The organism is Bacteroidia bacterium (assembly GCA_037045145.1).
In the GTDB taxonomy this organism is placed as follows: Bacteria; Bacteroidota; Bacteroidia; order AKYH767-A; family OLB10; genus OLB10.
Window position 1 is genome coordinate 528,942 of the sequence record JBAOIA010000012.1, and the last position, 18,541, is coordinate 547,482.

Here is an 18,541-nt window from a genome sequence, read left to right on the forward strand (position 1 = left end):
TGCTTCTACTAAGGGATTTTAAAATTATTGAACCGGAAAGCAATTTCGCTGCCAATAACCGTTTAGATATAGAAAACGATCATCAAAGTCACTGATATTCAGTGGTTTAATAAAATAACCGGCAACATTAAACTCATAAGCAGTCTTCACATCAGAATCATCTTCAGATGTAGTTAAAACGCATACATGAATATCTTTTAGTTCAGGGTCTGTACGTAGTTCAGACAAGAACTCTAACCCATTCATCAAAGGCATATTAATGTCCAACAAAATAATATCAGGCCTTTTTATTTTAATATCACTCATGCCACGTAACATCATCAATGCATCAAGACCATTATGGGCAGTATCAACCTGATATGGAAAATCAAGTTTAGCAATTGCCCTTTTGATTATCATGCTGTCAACCTTATCATCATCAATAAGGAGTATTGTTAATTGTTTATTCATTAATCACAAAATATATCGCCTAAACATTTCTCTGCAAAAATAAAACATTTAATTTGTCAGTAACGTATAAACATACTAAGTTTAACACAATTTTCTACACAAACAGGTATGGATACACCCGTTGCAAAATGGATAATCAGAAAATTAATGCTCAATAGCATTTATCGTTCTATTCAGGAGGATGATATTTTAGCTAAGCAGCGTTTCAACCTCTTCAGAATCTTTAACCTTGTTGCCATCATAGGCATAGGTCTCATCTGCTATCAGGCAATTTATGTATTTAAAACGGGAAAAAACCTCTCATTTATCCTATTAGGCTTGGAAACTTTACTTATTTCAAATTACTTGCTGCTTAATGTTCATAAAAAACTCACCTTATCAGTAGTAATTAGTCTTTTGTCTTGCTTTGCTGCCCTACACTATATTACCTACTTTGCCGGTGGTATTCGCAACTCCGGAATGTTTTATCAGATCGCTTTTATCCTTTTATCGTTTATGCTGCTTGGTAGCAGATATGGTATTTGGTTTACAGTGCTGTCTGTTGTCAATATGGTTTACTTCTTCTTGATAACAGAATATACTAACTGGATTGATTATAGTTTTATTGGTCAAACGGCATCACTTATCAATCAGGATTATTTAATTACAGGACTTGTCAGCCTGATTGTGATCAGCAGCATGATTAACAATTTGGAAAGCAAAAAAAATGTTGTTATTTCTACCATCACCGATTCCAGAAACAAACTAGCTATCATCAATAAAGAGTTGAATAAGCTATCTCTGGTAGCCAGCAAAACTGATAATGCCGTTGTCATTACTGATGAAAATGGTGTCATCGAATGGGTTAATGATGGTTTTACACGAATTACAGGTTATCAATTTTATGATTCAATAAATCAATCACTTCAAACATTCTTAAGCGGACCTGATACCGAAAAGGAAAATCTTGAGAAAGTGCAAAACAGTATGCGCGAATTCAAATTTAGTGACAGTGAACTTTTGCGTTACAGAAAAGATGGAACCACAGTGTGGATGCATGACAGTATTACACCAATAAGTGACAGTGAAAAGAATTCACGCAAGTTCATTTTTATCATGAGTGATATTAACGAACGTAAAAAAGCAGAAATTCAGTTAAGCGAGTATTTAAGTGACCTTGAAAAAACGAATAAAGAGCTTGACAAATTTGCATATATTGTTTCGCACGATTTGAAAGCGCCATTACGTGCCATCGGCAACCTGACAGATTGGATTACTACAGACAGTGCAGACAGCCTTTCTGAGGAGTCGAAAGAAAATTTCAAAATTATTAAAGGCAGAGTAAAACGTATGGAACAACTTATTAATGCCATTCTGGAGTATTCTAAAGCATCTAAACATAAAGGTACACAAGAGTTGTTTTCGTTTAATGAAATTGTACATAATGCCATTGATTTAGCAGGTGCAGATAGTAATTGCAAAATAGAAATTTCAGGCACAATGCCTGATTACTATGGCGATAAAGTTAAGTATCAACAAGTATTCATGAATCTAATCAGCAATGGTATTAAACACAATAACAAAGAGCAAAAGGATATAGAAATCAGTTGCCGCGAAGAAGGAAAGTTTTGGGAATTTAAAGTTAAAGACAATGGCCCCGGAATTGAAAATCGCTATCATGAAAAAGTGTTTGTAATATTTCAGACATTAAAAGCCAGAGATGAGTTTGAATCAACCGGTATTGGCCTTTCAATAGTTAAAAAAATTGTGGAAGAAGCAGGAGGCAACATCCGCATTGAATCTACTCCCGGAGAAGGTTCTGCTTTCTTCTTCACAGTACCAAAAAATAAGATTGATGCTGCATTAATTACCGGAAAAGATAATCAGCAGATTTCACCTTTAGTTTTGTAAGATTTTTGTTTTTCTTTTTGCAACTTGCATACTTATTCATCGTATGAAATATAAAAATTCATAGCGATGAAGCAGAAGCAAAAAAAATCATCTACCCTTTCTAAAGTAAAAAATTTCGACTTTGACCAGTATCTCAACTTAAGAAAAGCAGAGCGTATCAAACTCCTGCAGCACATGGTTGAAAAACTTGACCCGGCCTCAAGAAAAAACTTCTTTAAGAGTTTGCTTCAATATGTTTTGTCGGATGAGGAACTTACTGCACTCGCTTTCAAAAACAACAGCGGTAAGCAAGAAACTAAAAAATCAAGAGTAGTTGAATTATCTGATAAAGAAAAAGAAATGCTTGGGCAAATTGCCGACTATTTTCATGAACTGGAATTGATTATGGACTTGGATGAGTTGCTCTTGAATCCATAAACTGCATCCTTCTATAATTTATTTTTCTTAACAAAATCCACCTTTAACTTTTCAACAATAGACGCCACTGCCGGGCACACCAAGGTGTTCTGATAAGTTAAATCCATAATCTGATTGATGTTTTTGCGATCGGTATGTGGATACTCCCTACATGCTTGAGGTCGAACGGAATAAATTGAACAATAGTTATCTGTTCCTAAAAAAGGACATGGTGAATGGTTTAGAACATAATGACCATCAGAATCCACATGTAGGTATTTTCCTACAAAATCTCCCGGCTTCTGCTTCAAATGTGTTGCGATTCTGTCTATATCAACGTCTCTGAAAATGGGGCTTGTTGTTTTACAACAATTGGCACAATCCAGACAGCTGAACTCCCTGAAAAAATCATCACTTTCTTCTCTGAAAAAGCTATCCAGCTGAGGCGATTTAGACTTCGATAAACCTTTTAAAACCTGTTTATTCTCACGTTTTTTGCTTTGCGCTATTGATAAAAATTTTAACATTTCCTGTATCATGCCTTAGCAAAGAAACAAAATTGAAACATTTTTAAATGGGATAAACTTTCTTAATAAAAAAGAAAAATATTGCTTGCAAGTAGGCATCATTTTTGCTAAAATTGTTCCATGAATAAACAAGTTTAATAATACCACTTTCCCCTTTTTACTAACTTAAAACTATTTACAATGTCAAAATCAATTTTTCTTATTCGCCACAGCAAAGCAACGCGTGAGTATTCTAAAATTAATGACAGTGACAGGCCCCTTACAGAAAAGGGATGCCACGATACTGAAAAGATGAGTTTGATTTTAAAAGCTCACACCAACTCCGTTGATTTAATTTTGACCAGTACTGCTGTTCGGGCATATTCATCTGCACTAATTTATTGCAAACACCTAGACTATCACCCCAACAACATTAAGCTTGAAAAGAACCTTTATATGACAGGTTCTAAAGATATGCTTGCCATATTGAAAAATTTAGATGAGCGAGTAAATTCAATAATTATGATTGCTCATAATCCCGGCATAGAACGACTGGTGAAATTACTTACAGGAATGGAGAATTTGCATTTTGCAACCAGCGGTTTGGCAATGATTGAGTCAAAATTCAATAATTGGAGCGAGTTGGATAATGGAAGTTGCAACTTACTCTCTTACAGACATCCGAAAGAAACTATTTACAATTAGTTATCAACGAGTAAAACAATTTTTTAGTTTTTCATAACTTTATCCTTTTTTTAAAAACCTATTGGTTAATTAACTTAGGTTTGGAATTCATTTTTATTGATAGTGTTATGAGAAGAAAAATTGAGAAAGTTGCTGTGTTGGGTTCAGGGATTATGGGGTCTCGCATTGCTTGTCACTTTGCCAATGCAGGCTTTAAAGTAATGTTACTTGACATTGCTCCCAAAGAATTTACAGAAGCAGACAAAAAAGCCGGATTGGTTGAAAACAGCTTGAAGTTTAGAAATAAAATTACAGATGCTCATTTGCAGACAGCCATCAAAAGCAACCCCTCTCCACTCTATCATAAAAATTTCACACAGAGAATTTCAACAGGAAATTTTACAGATAATCTAAAAGACATTTCAAGTTGCGACTGGATTATTGAAGTGATTATTGAAGATTTGAATATTAAGCTCAATTTATTTGAGCAAGTTGAAAAATTCAGAAAACCCGGAACATTAATTACCTCCAACACTTCAGGAATACCTATTCATTTAATGACAGAGGGTCGTTCTGATGATTTTAAAAAACATTTCTGCGGTACTCACTTCTTTAATCCACCACGTTATCTTCCTTTACTTGAAATTATTCCAACACAATTTACAGACAAGGATGTTATTGATTTTATTGCTCATTTTGGTGATCGCTATTTAGGTAAAACAACTGTTTTATGTAAGGACACTCCTGCATTTATAGCCAACAGAATTGGTGTATTCGGTATCATGGCGCTATTTCATTCCATGGAAAAAACAGGCCTTTCGGTTTCAGCTATTGATAAACTTACAGGACCTATAATTGGAAGACCAAAATCTGCAACTTTCAGGACAAGTGATGTTGTAGGACTTGACACATTGGTGCATGTAGCTAACGATGCTTATAAAAATTTGCCCGATGATGAGCAAAGAAATCTTTTTGTAATTCCGCCATTTATCAATAAAATGATTGAGAACAAATGGCTGGGAGATAAAACCAAACAAGGGTTTTACAAAAAGACCAAATCTGCTGAGGGTAAAACAGAAATTCTTGAATTGGATCTAAAAACTTTAGAGTATAAGCCATCAATTAAAGTAAAATTTAAAACACTTGAAAGCACAAAAACTGTTGACGACCTGAAACAAAGGCTGCCCATGTTACTTTCCGGAACAGATGATGCTGCTGCATTTTATCGTCACATGTTTTTTTCATTATTCTCATACATCTCGTATCGCATTCCTGAAATTGCAGATGAAATTTACAAAATTGATGATGCCATGTGTGCAGGCTTCGGCTGGGAAACAGGCCCATTTGAAACATGGGATATTTTAGGAGTAAAATCTGTTGTAGAATTAATGCAGAAAGAAGGTTACAGCATTGCCCCTTGGGTAACTGAAATGATTAGCAACGGAATTACCTCTTTCTATAAAATTGATAACGGCAAAAAATCTTATTTTGACTTACAGGCTAAAAAATTAAATCAAATTCCGGGTGAAGGAAGTTTAGTAATACTTAAAAATACTTCAAATGAAAAAATTGTTTGGAAAAATTCAGGATGCCTATTACATGATATTGGTGATGGTGTTTTAAATCTGGAATTCAAAACCAAAATGAATACCATTGGTAGTGAAGTATTACAAGGAATAAATACCGCTATTGATTTTGCAGAAAAAGATTTTAAAGGATTGGTAATAGGAAACGAAGCAGCTAATTTTTCTGCAGGTGCCAATCTTGGTTTGGTTTTTATGCTTGCTGTTGAACAAGAATACGATGAACTTGATTATGCTGTACGAGCATTTCAAAACACCAATATGCGTTTGCGTTATAGTAGTGTTCCTGTTGTTGTTGCACCAGCAGGACTTACACTCGGTGGTGGCTGTGAAATGAGTTTACATGCAGATAAAGTGCAAGCTGCCGCAGAAACTTACATTGGACTTGTAGAACTGGGCGTTGGACTGATACCTGGTGGTGGTGGCACAAAAGAACTGACACTTCGTTTTTCAGATTCTATTAAACCCGGAGATATTGAAACGAATGCATTGCGCGATTTTTTTATGACTATTGCAACAGCTAAAGTTTCAACATCGGCATACGAAGCATTCGATTTACATATTCTTAGAAAAGGGTTTGACAACATTACCCTTAACCGAAAAAGACTATTGTCTGATGCAAAAAATGCAGTGCTATCATTAGCTAATGCCGGATATGTGAGTCCACAGCCAAGAAATGACATTCGTGTATTAGGAAGACAAGGCCTTGGCGTTATTCAGGCAGGAGCCAGCGCAATGTTGGCAGGCAACTACATCAGCCCTTATGATCAGATGCTGTCGCTAAAACTGGGATACATTATGTGTGGTGGTAATTTAAGTTCACCTTCTTTAGTTTCTGAAAAATATCTTCTTGATCTGGAAAGAGAAGCTTTTCTTTCTTTATTGGGCGAAAAGAAAACACTTGAACGCATTCAGGCAATATTAACAACAGGCAAAGCGTTGAGAAATTAATTAGCGACTATTTTATCTGCATTTAAAAAAATTTCAGGGTTTTCAACAACCTGACTGATAGTTACTTTTGTTTTCACTCTGAAAAAATACATTAAATGGTAGTGTTAGAAATTTAAAAACATGTAGAAAAACTCTTGTTTTAATTCATGTTTTCCCTAAAAATCTTTTATTTTAGCCATTTGAATTACCATACCAATCATAAAAGATGAAAATATTAAAACAACTGGTATTGTTGTTATTCCTGTTACCGGCTTTTGCTTTTGCTCAACGTGAAGAAAAACCACGTTATGCACCCGGTAGAGAAAAACATCGAAATAAAACAGATGAGTTAGGTCAGCGGCAAGGAGTTTGGAAATATTACAATGAAGCTGGTGAGTTAAATCAGGAAATTGAATATTTAGATGATGTGAGAAACGGAGTAGCAAAAAAATATTATCCTTATGGAAAGATATTGGAGGAGATTGAATACGCTAATGGTATTAAGGATGGTGTTTTTACGCGGTATTATTATAACGGTCAGCCGAAGATTGAAGGCAACTACCTGAATGGCAAAAAAAGTGGTCAATGGACCACGTATTTCAGTGATGGGGAAGTCAGAAATTCAGGTACGTATAAATTAAATTTAAAAAATGGTCTTTGGAAATTCTATGACAGGAAAGGAAAACTCATCCGACAGACTGAATATAAGATGGGAGAAGATGCAAAAGCACTAGCAGCTGCCAAGGAAGCTGAAGAAAAGGCTAAAAAGGCCGCAGCAGCTAAAAAAGCCGCAGATGCTAAAAAGAATTTGCCTCCCGGTGCTAAATTAAAAACACCTCCACCGGCAACACCGGAAAAGAAATAAATTTCTTTTTACAAGAACAACCTGCAACCAACACCAATTTATTTAATAACAATAGAAAAATGGATGCATACATCGTAGCCGGATTCAGAACTGCAGTTGGCAAGGCACCAAGGGGTAAATTTAAAAATACAAGACCGGACGATCTTGCTGTAACTGTTATAAAACATCTCATAAAAACAGTTCCTCATTTAGATACTGACCTGATTGATGATGTGATTGCAGGCAATGCAACCCCCGAAGCAGAGCAAGGTCTTAATATCGGCAGAATGATTTCGCTAATGGGGCTGGACACCGTTAAAGTTCCCGGAATGACCATCAACCGCTATTGTTCATCAGGATTAGAATCAATTGCAATTGCGGCTGCTAAAATTCACAGCGGCCTTGCAGATTGTATTATTGCCGGTGGTGTAGAATGTATGTCGCCAATTCCATTCGGTGGCTGGCGTATTGTGCCTAATTATGAGGTTGCCGCAAAGCATCCTGAATGGTATTGGAACATGGGATTGACTGCAGAAGCCGTTGCAAAAGATTTTAAAATTAATCGAGAAGATCAGGATCTGTTTGCTTTTCAATCGCATCAAAAAGCAATACATGCCATAAAAAACAATTTATTTAAAGATCAGATAGTTCCTGTTGAAATCAATGAAACCTATCTTGATGCCAATGAAAAACGTCTGACGCATAAAAGCACTGTTGATACTGATGAAGGACCACGACAGGATACTACAATAGAAAAGTTAAACTCCTTAAAGCCTGTCTTTGATGCCAAAGGAACTGTAACAGCAGGTAACTCTTCTCAAACAAGTGATGGTGCATCATTTGTTCTTGTAGTGTCTGAGAAAATGCTCAAAACCCTTGACGTAAAACCTTTAGCACGATTTGTTTCTTATGCTGTTAGTGCCATAGAACCACGTATTATGGGCATTGGACCTGTTTATGCCATTCCATCTGTTCTGAAACGAGCCGGACTCAAGCAAAATGATATTGAACTTATAGAACTCAACGAAGCTTTTGCATCACAATCATTAGCTGTTATTCGCACATTAGGTCTAAATCCTGATATAACAAATGTAAATGGTGGTGCTATTGCATTAGGACACCCATTAGGATGCTCAGGTGCCAAACTAAGTGTTCAACTACTGGATGAAATGAAAAGAAGAAAAATGAAATACGGCATGGTCACCATGTGTGTTGGAACTGGACAAGGCGCAGCCGGTATTTACGAAGTGCTGTAATACTTTCACGACCTCACAAACTTTATAAATACAGTTTATCCATACTTATCCATAAATTAATCCGTATAACCTCAACTGAAGCCATTAAACTTCCTTCTTAGTTACCACAATTTTAAAATCCTTTGGAAGTGGATTACAAACACTGTACAAATCTTCAATAAATGGCAATCCATAAAGACTCAAATATGGGAAAACATTCTCTCTTCTTTCCTGCAATTTGCCCTCAGGAAATAATTGTTCCACTGCATTTCTGATTTTACGTGTTTCGTCAACTTGCTTTTTCTTAAATGCACGTAAAAGTTTTTTTTCCGATGCCATCAATCTTTTCTCTGTCCTCCTCCACTCTGCTCCTATATGCTTTTCAAGTGTTACATCTATTGACTTAAAACGTTGTATCAATTCTTCATAGTGTTGATGAATAGCCTCTCTTTCCTTACTAATAATTAACTCTTGACCATACTTGTTTTTCAAAGCTATATTGACAACTCGTTCTGTCGGATGAAATAAATCTTTCCATAGTAGTTTCGATTCCTTCAAAACTTTAGCTTGGTCTGAATTTACAACCAGCATACCATTGCGAAGTACAAGCATGGGATAAAAAATATTCAACTTATCGAAGATGGGTTTTAACTGTAGCCAATAATGCACTTCTGCCGGACCACCTGTATAGGAAATATTTGGTAAAATTATTTCTTGATACAATGGACGCAGCACAACATTTGGGCTAAATCGTTCAGGATATTCATTCAAATGCTCTTTCAAATCATCACCGCTGAAAGACAAACCGGAATCAACAACTTCAAATCGCTCGTCTTTCTTAATAATCCTACTACGTTTTTCTGTGGCTAAATAAAACAAATTAATTTCTCTGGCATGAATTTGCAAGCCATACTTCTTTTCAAAATTTGTAAGCTTTTTAAAACTATTGAATGATGTGTTGTTGAACATATCATCTTCAAACACTTTAATTGCCTGTTGCTTGAATCTTTTATCATCTGCATCAACAATCACCAATCCATACTTTGAAAACAAAGAATGAACAAGGCTTCTGATAGCATTGGCCTGTGTCGCATTTTTTAAATATGCAGTATCAAGAATGATTGCCAGTTCCTGAAAATAAGTATTCTTATGCAATTGATTTTTCAATGCTTCAACAACAGCAGACATGCCTTCAGTTGTCATTCCTCCAACAGCTCCTTGTTGTTTTGTCTGCCATTCGATTTTTGATTCTTCAACAGAGATATGATTCACTTCTGCCAGATCATGGTCTTCGCTGGCCATCCAGTAAACAGGCACAAAATTAAAGCCGGGATTTTCTTTTGTCAGAAATTCCGCCTGTTTAATTACTGTCAGTATTTTATAAATAAAATACAAAGGCCCTGTGAAAATATTGAGCTGATGTCCTGTTGTTACTGTAAATGTATGCTCATTTTTCAAAGATTTAATTGCAGTATATGATTTACTAGTTTTCCAATCTTCCTGAAAAACAGTTTCTGAATATTGATTTTCCAATACTTCGCAAAGCATGTTGCGGTTGGTCTTACACTTTAACCGATTCTGTAATGCTTCTCTAAAACCTGCTTCATCATAACTAAACGCTATAAAATCTTTTAAAAAACTACTGTTGCTTAAATAATCACTAATTAAGGTTGAATATCCGGCTTCAGCAAATGGTATGGAAGTGTTTTGAGCAAACATAATTGTACATTCAGGAAAAATCACTGTAAACATAAAAATAAAAAAAGGGATGCCGATATCAGCATCCCCATTAAATTAATTTTTCTGTTGAATTTATTCTTCAGTTGTTTCTGTTGACTCACTACCTGCAGCATCAGCCTTAGCTTTTGGCTTACGGCCTCTACGCGTAGTTTTAGCTTTCTTAGCTGTGCCTTTTTCTTTAGATGTTGGCATCAACTCATTGAAATCAACTAACTCCATCATGCACGTTTCTGCAGCATCACCGGATCTGAAGCCGGTTTTCAGAATACGGGTATAACCACCCGGACGCTCGTTAACCTTAGGGGCAACCTCTCTGAAAAGTTCACTCACAGCCTCTTTATTCTGCAAATAGCTAAAAACTGTTCTGCGAGAATGTGTGCTGTCAGACTTCGACTTTGTAATTAATGGTTCAACATATTTTCTAAGTGCCTTTGCTTTGGCAACTGTTGTGTTTATTCTCTTATGCAGAATTAATGATGATGCCAGATTAGAGAGCAATGCTTCTCTGTGGCTATGTGTTCTGCCTAAATGATTTATCTTTTTTCCGTGACGCATTTTACGTAATCTTTAAACTATTCAATTATTCTTTATCAAGCATATACTTCTGTATGTTCATACCGAAGGTGAGATTTTTACTGCGAACTAACTCTTCTAACTCAGTAAGCGATTTCTTTCCAAAATTACGGAACTTTAACAAGTCAGTTTTTGAAAAAGAAACCAAATCGCCCAAAGTCTCAACATCTGCTGCTTTCAGGCAGTTTAATGCTCTTACTGAAAGATCCATATCCACCAACTTTGATTTCAACAACTGACGCATGTGAAGCGTGTTCTCATCAAACTCTTCAACGGGCGTTTTAGACTTTGTATCTAATGTAATTTTCTCATCACTAAAAAGCATGAAATGATGAATCAGAATTTCTGCAGCTTCACGCAAGGCTTCTTTTGGATGAATACTTCCATCAGTTGTAATTTCAAGAACCAATTTTTCGTAATCGGTCTTCTGTTCCACACGATAGTTCTCTACTGCATATTTTACATTCTTAATAGGAGTGTAAATAGAATCAATTGCAATAGTTCCTAAAGGATGGCTGTTTGATTTGTTTTCTTCTGCAGGAACGTAACCACGTCCTTTGTCAATGGTCATGTCAATAACCAGTTTTACAGAAGGATCCATCTGGCAAATAACCAACTCAGGGTTCAACACCTGAAACGCAGAGGTATGTTTTGCAATATCTCCGGCAGTAAATTCTGTCTTACCGTTTACAACAACCTGAACTTTTTCAGAGTCTGTACCTTCAATTTGCTTTTTAAAACGAACCTGTTTAAGGTTAAGGATAATTTCAGTTACATCTTCGACAACTCCTTTTATTGTTGAAAATTCATGATCAACTCCACTGATTTTAATATTGGTGATTGCATGTCCTTCAAGCGAAGAAAGCAATATTCTACGAAGAGAATTACCAACAGTAATACCATAGCCCGGCTCCAAAGGTCTGAATTCAAACTGACCAAAAGTTTCGGTCGAATGATTCATAATCACTTTGTCGGGACGTTGAAATGCAAGTATGGCCATTTTATATTTTGTGTTTTATTTGTTTAATTAATTACTGAGTTTTACTGTTCAGGGTTTACAAGAATTATTTAGAATACAATTCCACGATAAGTTGCTCCTTAATATTTTCAGGAATTTCTTCGCGTGCCGGTGTAGTCACAAATTTACCTTGCATAGCTGTGGTATCCCACTCTAGCCAACCATATTTATTGGAACGAGATGCCAGCGAGTCTGTGATTGCCTCAAAAGACTTTGAACGCTCACGAACGCCAACAACATCACCCGGACGTAAGATATATGAAGAAATATTGTTCACTTTACCATTTACGGTAATATGGCAATGCCCCACTAACTGACGTGCTGCTGCACGTGTTGGTGCAATTCCCATACGGAAAACAACATTATCCAGTCTGGATTCAATGAGTTTTAATAAGTTTTCACCTGTAATGCCTTCTTTGCGAAGTGCAATACTGTAGAAACGCGCAAACTGACGCTCCAACATTCCATAAGTATATTTCACCTTTTGCTTTTCAGCTAACTGAATTGCATATTCACTTTGTTTAGCGCGCTTTTTAGCAGCACCATGCATTCCCGGAGGATAACTTCTTTTTTCGAAATATCTGTCAGGTCCGAAGATGGGCTCGCGAAACTTACGTGCTATTTTTGTTTTTGGTCCAATGTAACGTGCCATTGTATTATTCTAATATTTTATTTTTAAACTAACTTGTGATAATTAAATTATATCCTTCTTCTTTTAGGAGGACGACATCCATTGTGTGGTATTGGTGTGATGTCCAGAATTTCGCTTACCTCAACTCCAGAAGCATTGAGTGTACGGATTGCAGATTCACGACCTGCTCCGGGTCCTTTAACGAATACCTTTACCTTTCTAAGTCCTAAGTCATACGCTGTTTTTGCGCAATCAGCTGCTGCCAGCTGTGCTGCATATGGCGTGTTTTTCTTAGATCCTTTGAAGCCCATTTTACCTGCACTTGCCCAGGAAATAACCTGACCTTGAAGGTTTGTCAGGCTGATAATAATGTTATTGAAGGTAGCATTGATATGCGCCTCTCCGGTCGCCTCAACCTTAACCACCTTTTTCTTTGCTGTTTTTGCAGCTGCTCCTTGTTGTTGTTTTGCCATTATTGTTTATTTATTGTTATTCCCTTTGAAGAGGGAATATTTTATTCCAATTACTTAGTTACTTTTTTCTTGTTAGCAACTGTTTTACGCTTACCCTTGCGTGTACGGCAGTTGTTCTTGGTTCTTTGTCCGCGCACAGGCAACCCTAAACGGTGACGAACACCGCGATAGCTTCCGATATCCATCAGACGTTTAATATTCAACTGTGTTTCTGAACGTAAAGCACCTTCAATTTTCAGATTGTCGTTAATGAAAGAACGGATTTTATTCAGTTCATCATCATTCCACTGATCTACTTTTTTATCATACGAAATTCCGCACTCATCAAGAATCTGTTGTGCTGTAGAACGTCCGATACCAAAAATATAAGTAAGGCCTATTTCACCTCTTTTGTTTCTTGGTAAATCTATACCTGCTATTCGAGCCATTTGATATTAACTATTTTCTTTGTTACAATTAATTTTTTTGATGTAATTATCCCTGACGCTGCTTAAAGCGTGGATTCTTTTTATTAATTACATACAATTTTCCATTGCGTCTAACGATTTTACAATCAACGCTTCTTTTCTTTAAACTTGGTTTAACTTTCATCTCCTTTATTTTTATTCCGATTCGTTAATTCAGTTATTTATAACGATAAGTTATTCTTCCTTTTGTCAGATCATACGGTGACATTTCAATTTTTACTTTATCACCGGGCAGAATTTTAATATAGTTCATTCGCATCTTTCCTGAAATGTGGGCAATTATCTCATGTCCATTTTCCAGTTCCACTTTAAACATAGCATTGCTCAACGCTTCTGTAATCGTTCCGTCCTGCTCTATTGATGTCTGCTTTGCCATTTCTCTGATCTTACTATGCTATAATATTCTGCTTATAATCTATTTTATATAAATTCAAATTCTCTTTTTCACTTTTTTCAATCTCTTCAAATGAAGACAGAATTTCTGCCTTTACATTATCCACTGCAATGGTATGTTCAAAATGTGCTGCAGGTTTTTGGTCTGCTGTTACAATGGTCCATCCATCATTGAGTTGCTTTACATTTTTTGTTCCCATGTTTATCATAGGTTCAATTGCTATAACCAACCCCGGCTTGAGCAACAATCCTTGTCCGGCCTTACCATAATTTGGCACTTCGGGCTTCTCATGAAGCTTCTTTCCTATACCATGCCCAACCAACTCACGAACAACACCAAATCCATTTGCCTCTGCATGTTTTTGGATATTACTGCTTACATCACCCATTCTGTTGCCGGCAACTGCTTTCTCTATACCTAGATACAAACATTCGCGTGTAACTTGCAACAATTTAACCGCCTGCGGATCTACTTCGCCAATAGCGAAGGTATAGGCCGAATCTCCATAGAATCCATTTTTAACTACGCCACAATCAAGCGACACAATATCTCCAAGTCGCAACACTCTTGCTCCCGGAATTCCATGAACCACTTCGGCATTGACCGATATGCATAACGATCCGATGAATCCATGATAGCCTTTAAAAGCAGGCACAGCTTCATGCGAGCGGATAAAATCTTCTGCAATTTTATCTAACTCTCCGGTAGTTATTCCATCGCGCAGGTGTTTGGCTACTTCTGCAATGGTTTTTCCAACAAGTAAAGAACTAACTCTAATTAAATCAATCTCCTCTTTGGAGCGATATTCAATCTGCACAACTAATTTATTTAAACAGGTGCACTAATGGATGTGCGTCCTTTAATACGTCCTGATTTCATTAATCCATCGTAATGTCTCATCAACAAATGACTTTCTATCTGCTGTAAGGTATCAAGTATTACACCAACAAGAATTAACAATGAAGTGCCACCATAAAACTGTGCAAAATTGGTACTGGTACCTAATATTTTCGCAAATGCAGGTAGGATGGCAACAATTGCCAGAAATATAGAACCCGGCAAAGTGATTTTCGACATCACATCATCTATAAATGATGCTGTTTGTTTCCCGGGCTTAATTCCGGGAATAAATCCACCATTCTTTTTCATATCATCAGCCATCTGATTGGGGTTAACTGTGATAGCTGTGTAGAAGTAGGTAAATAAAATTATCAAAATGGCAAATGTCACATTGTACCACAATGAATGGAAGTCTGTTAAAGAGTGTGCAATACCTTGCATTGAAGATGAATCCGGGAAAAATTGTGCCACTGTTGCAGGAATAAACATAATTGCTTGTGCAAAAATGATAGGCATTACACCGGCAGCATTTACTTTTAATGGAATATACTGACGTACGCCACCGTATTGTCTGTTACCGATTATTTTTTTAGCAAACTGAACAGGTATTTTACGAGTTCCCTGTACCAACATAATACTTATCACTACGACAGCAAATAAAGCTACCAATTCGACCAGGAACATGATTAATCCGCCACCGGTTTGGTTGAGTCGTGATAAAAATTCATCACGTAAGGCAAATGGCAATCGGGCAATAATACCAACCATGATAAGTAATGATATACCATTTCCGATTCCTTTTTCCTGAATACGTTCTCCAAGCCACATCACAAATAAAGTACCGGCTATGAGAATGATGATAGAGGTAATCCACCATAATGTTGGAGAAAGTGCATCGGGATTTGCATAGGCAACGATGGCAGATTGTGCCTGTGCTCTTAGGTTAACTAAATAGCCGGGAGCCTGACCCGCCACCACTAAAACTGTCAGCCAGCGTGTAATTTGATTCAAACGATTACGTCCACTCTCACCTTCTTTCTGCATTTTCTGAAAGTAAGGAACTGCTATTCCTAATATCTGTACAACAATAGAGGCTGAGATATAAGGCATAATGCCAAGTGCCACAATTGATGCCTGTGAGAAAGCACCTCCGGCAAACATATCCAATAAACCAAATATACCCTGCGATGCCTGGTCCTTTAAATTACCAAGTTGTTGAGGATCTACGCCAGGCAGCACAATATGGGAAGCAAGGCGGTAAATGGCAATAAAAAACAAGGTATTGAGGAGCTTAGTTCTAAGCTCTTCAATCTTGAATATGTTCCTTAATGTTTGAATCAGTTCTTTCATTATTTTTCTTGAATGGTGGTTGTGCCTCCAGCGGCTTCAATTGCATTTTTTGCAGTCTCTGAAAATGCATGTGCTTTTACATTCATTTTTACTTTCAATTCGCCACGTCCGAGTATTTTTACCAACTCACGCTTTGCTATCAATCCTTTTTCGCAAAGAATGCTATGATCAATTTCTGTTAAACCAAATTTTTCATTTAGTTTTTGTAACACATCAAGGTTTATTCCTGTATATTCAACTCTGAAGAAGTTTTTGAATCCTGATTTAGGAACCCTTCTCTGAAGCGGCATTTGTCCCCCTTCAAAACCAAATTTGCGTGAATATCCGGAACGAGACTGTGCTCCTTTATGACCACGTGTAGATGTTCCACCATGACCAGAGCCTTCACCACGTCCGATTCTTTTACTTTTCTTTGTTGAACCTTTGGCAGGTTTTAAATTACTTAAATTCATAACTCTTTTTCTTATTTGATTTCTGTTACCTCAACCAGATGTCTAACTTTTTCAATCATTCCTTTTATCTGATCAGTGTTTTCCTTTTCTACAGACTGATATACTTTTCTTAAACCTAATGCTTTTAGCGTTAGCTTCTGATTTTTATCGCGATCAATTCCGCTTTTTACTTGTTTGATAATTACTTTTCCCATGAGTATAATATTACCCGTTAAATACCTTGTTTAAATCTACGCCACGTTGGTTGGCAACTGTTACAGCATCACGCATCATAGCTAAAGCCGTTATGGTTGCTTTAACCACGTTGTGAGGATTAGAAGATCCTTTTGACTTAGCTAATACGTCATGAATGCCCACACTTTCGAGTACTGCACGCATGGCACCACCTGCAATTACACCGGTACCGGGAGCAGCTGGTTTTAAAAACACTTTTGCACCACCGAAAGCTGCATCTTGCTCATGAGGAACAGTGGTTTTATGTACTGTTACCTTCACTAAGTTTTTCTTAGCATCATCAATAGCCTTGGTTATTGCATCAGTAACTTCTTTTGCTTTTCCCAGACCATAACCTACAACACCTTTCTCATCTCCAACCACAACAATGGCTGCAAAAGAAAATGTTCTTCCCCCTTTAGTAACCTTAGTTACTCTGTTGACTGCCACGAGCCTGTCTTTTAATTCGATTTCGCCCGGTTTAACTCTTTTATTTGCTGTTGCTATCATTGTTTCGTTTTAGAATTTTAATCCACCTTCTCTTGCACCATCAGCCAATGCTTTTACACGGCCATGAAACAAATATCCACCTCTGTCGAATGTTACTTTAGTAATGCCTTTGGCTGTTGCTCTTTCGGCAATCATTTTACCTACTGAAGTTGAAATCTCAACTTTAGTACCTTTTGCTGCACCATTTTCTGCTGATGATGCTGCTGCCAATGTCTGACCTGCCACATCATCAATTATCTGTGCATAAATTTGCTTATTACTTCTGAAAACAGACAATCTTGGCTGCTCATTAGTACCTTTGATTTTTCCGCGAATACGTTTGCGGATTTTAAGCCTGCGTGAATCTTTTGAATTCTTCATTTTCTTACTTTACTTATTTTTTAGCAGCTGATTTTCCAGCTTTTCTTCTTAATACTTCGCCTACAAACTTGATACCTTTCCCTTTGTATGGTTCAGGCTTACGTAGTGATCTTATTTTAGCGGCAACCTGACCGATAAGTTGTTTATCGTGACTTTCAAGAATGATGGTTGGGTTGCTACCACGTTCTGTCTTTGTGCTTACTTTAACTTCTGTGGGCAATTCAAAAACCACATGGTGAGAATGACCCAGTACTAAGTCAAGCATCTGCCCCTGATTGCTGGCACGATATCCTACACCCACTAATTCCTGCTCTATCTTGTAGCCTTGTGATACTCCTTTAATCATGTTGGCAAGCAATGCACGGTACAAGCCATGTAATGACTTGTGTCGTTTTTGCTCAGTGCTGCGTTTAACAACAACTTTATTTTCTTCCATTTCTAAGGTAATACCATCGGCAATAGTTTGAGATAATGTGCCTTTTGGGCCTTTTACAGAAACTGTATTTCCCTGCACATTAACCTGAACACCTGATGGTACTGAAACCGGTAATTTCCCTATTCGTGACATGCTTTCTTAAATTAATAAATATAACATAAAACCTCACCACCAACATGAAGCTGACGTGCTTCTTTGTCAGTCATTATTCCCTTGCTTGTAGAGATGATTGCTACACCAAGTCCATTGATAATTCTTGGCAAACGATCATGGCTAACATACTTTCTTAAACCCGGGCGGCTAACACGCTTAAGGCGGGTAATTGCCGGCATTTTGGTTACCGGATTGTATTTTAAAGCTACTTTAATATTTCCCTGCTTATTTTCAGTTTCTTCAAACTTATAATTTGCAATATACCCTTTGTCAAAAAGTATTTTGGTAATTTCCTTTTTAGTATTTGATGCAGGTACTTCTACGATGCGGTGATTGGCCTTTACGGCATTGCGCAAACGTGTCAAATAATCTGATATCGGATCGGTCATTTTAATTATTTTTCTAATTATTGT

The 18,541-nt window shown here is 36.8% G+C and carries 24 protein-coding genes; 6 read left to right on the top strand and 18 right to left on the bottom strand.

Annotated elements, in window-relative coordinates; all coding sequences use genetic code 11:
* Window positions 1-24: 24 nt before the first annotated feature.
* A complete protein-coding gene (locus V9G42_11650) occupies window positions 25-450 on the bottom strand; it encodes a response regulator (protein MEI2760074.1) in 426 nt (141 codons plus the stop codon).
* 108 nt (window positions 451-558) lie between these two features.
* On the opposite strand from V9G42_11650, the gene V9G42_11655 reads away from it, so the two are divergent.
* Window positions 559-2,340 carry an ATP-binding protein gene (locus V9G42_11655; protein ID MEI2760075.1) on the top strand — a complete coding sequence of 594 codons (1,782 nt, stop codon included), beginning with the start codon at window positions 559-561 and terminating at the stop codon, window positions 2,338-2,340.
* Window positions 2,341-2,406: 66 nt separating this feature from the next.
* Window positions 2,407-2,757 carry a hypothetical protein gene (locus V9G42_11660; protein ID MEI2760076.1) on the top strand — a complete coding sequence of 117 codons (351 nt, stop codon included), beginning with the start codon at window positions 2,407-2,409 and terminating at the stop codon, window positions 2,755-2,757.
* An 11-nt stretch (window positions 2,758-2,768) separates the two neighbouring features.
* Here V9G42_11660 and V9G42_11665 read toward each other — a convergent pair whose 3' ends face one another.
* Window positions 2,769-3,263 carry a YkgJ family cysteine cluster protein gene (locus V9G42_11665; protein MEI2760077.1) on the bottom strand — a complete coding sequence of 165 codons (495 nt, stop codon included), beginning with the start codon at window positions 3,261-3,263 and terminating at the stop codon, window positions 2,769-2,771.
* Window positions 3,264-3,443: 180 nt separating this feature from the next.
* Between V9G42_11665 and V9G42_11670 the strand changes: the two genes are divergently transcribed.
* From V9G42_11670 to V9G42_11685, 4 genes are all read left to right on the top strand, one after another.
* Window positions 3,444-3,947: a histidine phosphatase family protein gene (locus V9G42_11670; GenBank protein MEI2760078.1), complete on the top strand. Its 504-nt coding sequence runs from the start codon at window positions 3,444-3,446 to the stop codon at window positions 3,945-3,947.
* Between the two features lie 107 nt (window positions 3,948-4,054).
* The gene (locus V9G42_11675) at window positions 4,055-6,460 is read left to right on the top strand and encodes a 3-hydroxyacyl-CoA dehydrogenase/enoyl-CoA hydratase family protein (protein ID MEI2760079.1); all 2,406 of its coding nucleotides are present in this window, start codon (window positions 4,055-4,057) and stop codon (window positions 6,458-6,460) included.
* Window positions 6,461-6,665: 205 nt separating this feature from the next.
* Window positions 6,666-7,304 (top strand): toxin-antitoxin system YwqK family antitoxin, encoded by a 639-nt coding sequence (locus V9G42_11680; protein ID MEI2760080.1) that lies wholly within the window; start codon window positions 6,666-6,668, stop codon window positions 7,302-7,304.
* A gap of 59 nt (window positions 7,305-7,363) precedes the next feature.
* Window positions 7,364-8,539, top strand: coding sequence for an acetyl-CoA C-acyltransferase (locus V9G42_11685; protein MEI2760081.1), 1,176 nt, complete (start codon window positions 7,364-7,366; stop codon window positions 8,537-8,539).
* An 84-nt stretch (window positions 8,540-8,623) separates the two neighbouring features.
* Here V9G42_11685 and bshC read toward each other — a convergent pair whose 3' ends face one another.
* The 16 genes from bshC to rpsH form a co-directional block, all read right to left on the bottom strand.
* Window positions 8,624-10,270, bottom strand: a complete 1,647-nt coding sequence (gene bshC, locus V9G42_11690; protein MEI2760082.1) for a bacillithiol biosynthesis cysteine-adding enzyme BshC — start codon at window positions 10,268-10,270, stop codon at window positions 8,624-8,626.
* 60 nt (window positions 10,271-10,330) lie between these two features.
* Complete coding sequence (gene rplQ, locus V9G42_11695) at window positions 10,331-10,813, bottom strand: 50S ribosomal protein L17 (GenBank protein MEI2760083.1); 483 nt, start codon at window positions 10,811-10,813, stop codon at window positions 10,331-10,333.
* Window positions 10,814-10,838: 25 nt separating this feature from the next.
* Entirely contained in the window at window positions 10,839-11,831 is a 993-nt protein-coding gene (locus tag V9G42_11700) for a DNA-directed RNA polymerase subunit alpha (GenBank protein ID MEI2760084.1), read from the bottom strand.
* Window positions 11,832-11,895: 64 nt separating this feature from the next.
* Window positions 11,896-12,501 (bottom strand): 30S ribosomal protein S4, encoded by a 606-nt coding sequence (gene rpsD / locus V9G42_11705; protein ID MEI2760085.1) that lies wholly within the window; start codon window positions 12,499-12,501, stop codon window positions 11,896-11,898.
* Window positions 12,502-12,548: 47 nt separating this feature from the next.
* The gene (gene rpsK, locus V9G42_11710) at window positions 12,549-12,953 is read right to left on the bottom strand and encodes a 30S ribosomal protein S11 (GenBank protein MEI2760086.1); all 405 of its coding nucleotides are present in this window, start codon (window positions 12,951-12,953) and stop codon (window positions 12,549-12,551) included.
* A 50-nt stretch (window positions 12,954-13,003) separates the two neighbouring features.
* Entirely contained in the window at window positions 13,004-13,381 is a 378-nt protein-coding gene (rpsM, locus tag V9G42_11715) for a 30S ribosomal protein S13 (GenBank protein ID MEI2760087.1), read from the bottom strand.
* 46 nt (window positions 13,382-13,427) lie between these two features.
* Window positions 13,428-13,544 carry a type B 50S ribosomal protein L36 gene (ykgO, locus tag V9G42_11720; protein MEI2760088.1) on the bottom strand — a complete coding sequence of 39 codons (117 nt, stop codon included), beginning with the start codon at window positions 13,542-13,544 and terminating at the stop codon, window positions 13,428-13,430.
* Between the two features lie 33 nt (window positions 13,545-13,577).
* Window positions 13,578-13,796 carry a translation initiation factor IF-1 gene (infA, locus tag V9G42_11725; GenBank protein ID MEI2760089.1) on the bottom strand — a complete coding sequence of 73 codons (219 nt, stop codon included), beginning with the start codon at window positions 13,794-13,796 and terminating at the stop codon, window positions 13,578-13,580.
* Window positions 13,797-13,809: 13 nt separating this feature from the next.
* Window positions 13,810-14,631, bottom strand: coding sequence for a type I methionyl aminopeptidase (gene map, locus V9G42_11730; protein ID MEI2760090.1), 822 nt, complete (start codon window positions 14,629-14,631; stop codon window positions 13,810-13,812).
* An 11-nt stretch (window positions 14,632-14,642) separates the two neighbouring features.
* Window positions 14,643-16,004: a preprotein translocase subunit SecY gene (gene secY / locus V9G42_11735; GenBank protein MEI2760091.1), complete on the bottom strand. Its 1,362-nt coding sequence runs from the start codon at window positions 16,002-16,004 to the stop codon at window positions 14,643-14,645.
* Window positions 16,004-16,456 (bottom strand): 50S ribosomal protein L15, encoded by a 453-nt coding sequence (gene rplO, locus V9G42_11740; GenBank protein MEI2760092.1) that lies wholly within the window; start codon window positions 16,454-16,456, stop codon window positions 16,004-16,006. The genes secY and rplO overlap by 1 nt, the downstream gene beginning before the upstream one ends.
* An 11-nt stretch (window positions 16,457-16,467) precedes the next feature.
* Window positions 16,468-16,650: a 50S ribosomal protein L30 gene (gene rpmD / locus V9G42_11745; protein ID MEI2760093.1), complete on the bottom strand. Its 183-nt coding sequence runs from the start codon at window positions 16,648-16,650 to the stop codon at window positions 16,468-16,470.
* 10 nt (window positions 16,651-16,660) lie between these two features.
* On the bottom strand, window positions 16,661-17,176 hold the full coding sequence (gene rpsE, locus V9G42_11750; GenBank protein ID MEI2760094.1) for a 30S ribosomal protein S5: 516 nt from the start codon (window positions 17,174-17,176) through the stop codon (window positions 16,661-16,663).
* A gap of 12 nt (window positions 17,177-17,188) precedes the next feature.
* Window positions 17,189-17,539, bottom strand: coding sequence for a 50S ribosomal protein L18 (gene rplR, locus V9G42_11755; protein MEI2760095.1), 351 nt, complete (start codon window positions 17,537-17,539; stop codon window positions 17,189-17,191).
* Between the two features lie 13 nt (window positions 17,540-17,552).
* Window positions 17,553-18,107, bottom strand: a complete 555-nt coding sequence (rplF, locus tag V9G42_11760) for a 50S ribosomal protein L6 (GenBank protein MEI2760096.1) — start codon at window positions 18,105-18,107, stop codon at window positions 17,553-17,555.
* A gap of 11 nt (window positions 18,108-18,118) precedes the next feature.
* A complete protein-coding gene (gene rpsH / locus V9G42_11765; GenBank protein ID MEI2760097.1) occupies window positions 18,119-18,517 on the bottom strand; it encodes a 30S ribosomal protein S8 in 399 nt (132 codons plus the stop codon).
* Between the last annotated feature and the right edge of the window lie 24 nt (window positions 18,518-18,541).

Coding starts and splice junctions, on each gene's coding strand:
- V9G42_11650 (MEI2760074.1), bottom strand. CDS start 450: ATGAATAAACAATTAACAATACTCCTTATTGATGATGATAAGGTTGAC.
- V9G42_11655 (MEI2760075.1), top strand. CDS start 559: ATGGATACACCCGTTGCAAAATGGATAATCAGAAAATTAATGCTCAAT.
- V9G42_11660 (MEI2760076.1), top strand. CDS start 2,407: ATGAAGCAGAAGCAAAAAAAATCATCTACCCTTTCTAAAGTAAAAAAT.
- V9G42_11665 (MEI2760077.1), bottom strand. CDS start 3,263: ATGTTAAAATTTTTATCAATAGCGCAAAGCAAAAAACGTGAGAATAAA.
- V9G42_11670 (MEI2760078.1), top strand. CDS start 3,444: ATGTCAAAATCAATTTTTCTTATTCGCCACAGCAAAGCAACGCGTGAG.
- V9G42_11675 (MEI2760079.1), top strand. CDS start 4,055: ATGAGAAGAAAAATTGAGAAAGTTGCTGTGTTGGGTTCAGGGATTATG.
- V9G42_11680 (MEI2760080.1), top strand. CDS start 6,666: ATGAAAATATTAAAACAACTGGTATTGTTGTTATTCCTGTTACCGGCT.
- V9G42_11685 (MEI2760081.1), top strand. CDS start 7,364: ATGGATGCATACATCGTAGCCGGATTCAGAACTGCAGTTGGCAAGGCA.
- bshC (MEI2760082.1), bottom strand. CDS start 10,270: ATGTTTACAGTGATTTTTCCTGAATGTACAATTATGTTTGCTCAAAAC.
- rplQ (MEI2760083.1), bottom strand. CDS start 10,813: ATGCGTCACGGAAAAAAGATAAATCATTTAGGCAGAACACATAGCCAC.
- V9G42_11700 (MEI2760084.1), bottom strand. CDS start 11,831: ATGGCCATACTTGCATTTCAACGTCCCGACAAAGTGATTATGAATCAT.
- rpsD (MEI2760085.1), bottom strand. CDS start 12,501: ATGGCACGTTACATTGGACCAAAAACAAAAATAGCACGTAAGTTTCGC.
- rpsK (MEI2760086.1), bottom strand. CDS start 12,953: ATGGCAAAACAACAACAAGGAGCAGCTGCAAAAACAGCAAAGAAAAAG.
- rpsM (MEI2760087.1), bottom strand. CDS start 13,381: ATGGCTCGAATAGCAGGTATAGATTTACCAAGAAACAAAAGAGGTGAA.
- ykgO (MEI2760088.1), bottom strand. CDS start 13,544: ATGAAAGTTAAACCAAGTTTAAAGAAAAGAAGCGTTGATTGTAAAATC.
- infA (MEI2760089.1), bottom strand. CDS start 13,796: ATGGCAAAGCAGACATCAATAGAGCAGGACGGAACGATTACAGAAGCG.
- secY (MEI2760091.1), bottom strand. CDS start 16,004: ATGAAAGAACTGATTCAAACATTAAGGAACATATTCAAGATTGAAGAG.
- rplO (MEI2760092.1), bottom strand. CDS start 16,456: ATGAATTTAAGTAATTTAAAACCTGCCAAAGGTTCAACAAAGAAAAGT.
- rpmD (MEI2760093.1), bottom strand. CDS start 16,650: ATGGGAAAAGTAATTATCAAACAAGTAAAAAGCGGAATTGATCGCGAT.
- rplR (MEI2760095.1), bottom strand. CDS start 17,539: ATGAAGAATTCAAAAGATTCACGCAGGCTTAAAATCCGCAAACGTATT.
- rplF (MEI2760096.1), bottom strand. CDS start 18,107: ATGTCACGAATAGGGAAATTACCGGTTTCAGTACCATCAGGTGTTCAG.
- rpsH (MEI2760097.1), bottom strand. CDS start 18,517: ATGACCGATCCGATATCAGATTATTTGACACGTTTGCGCAATGCCGTA.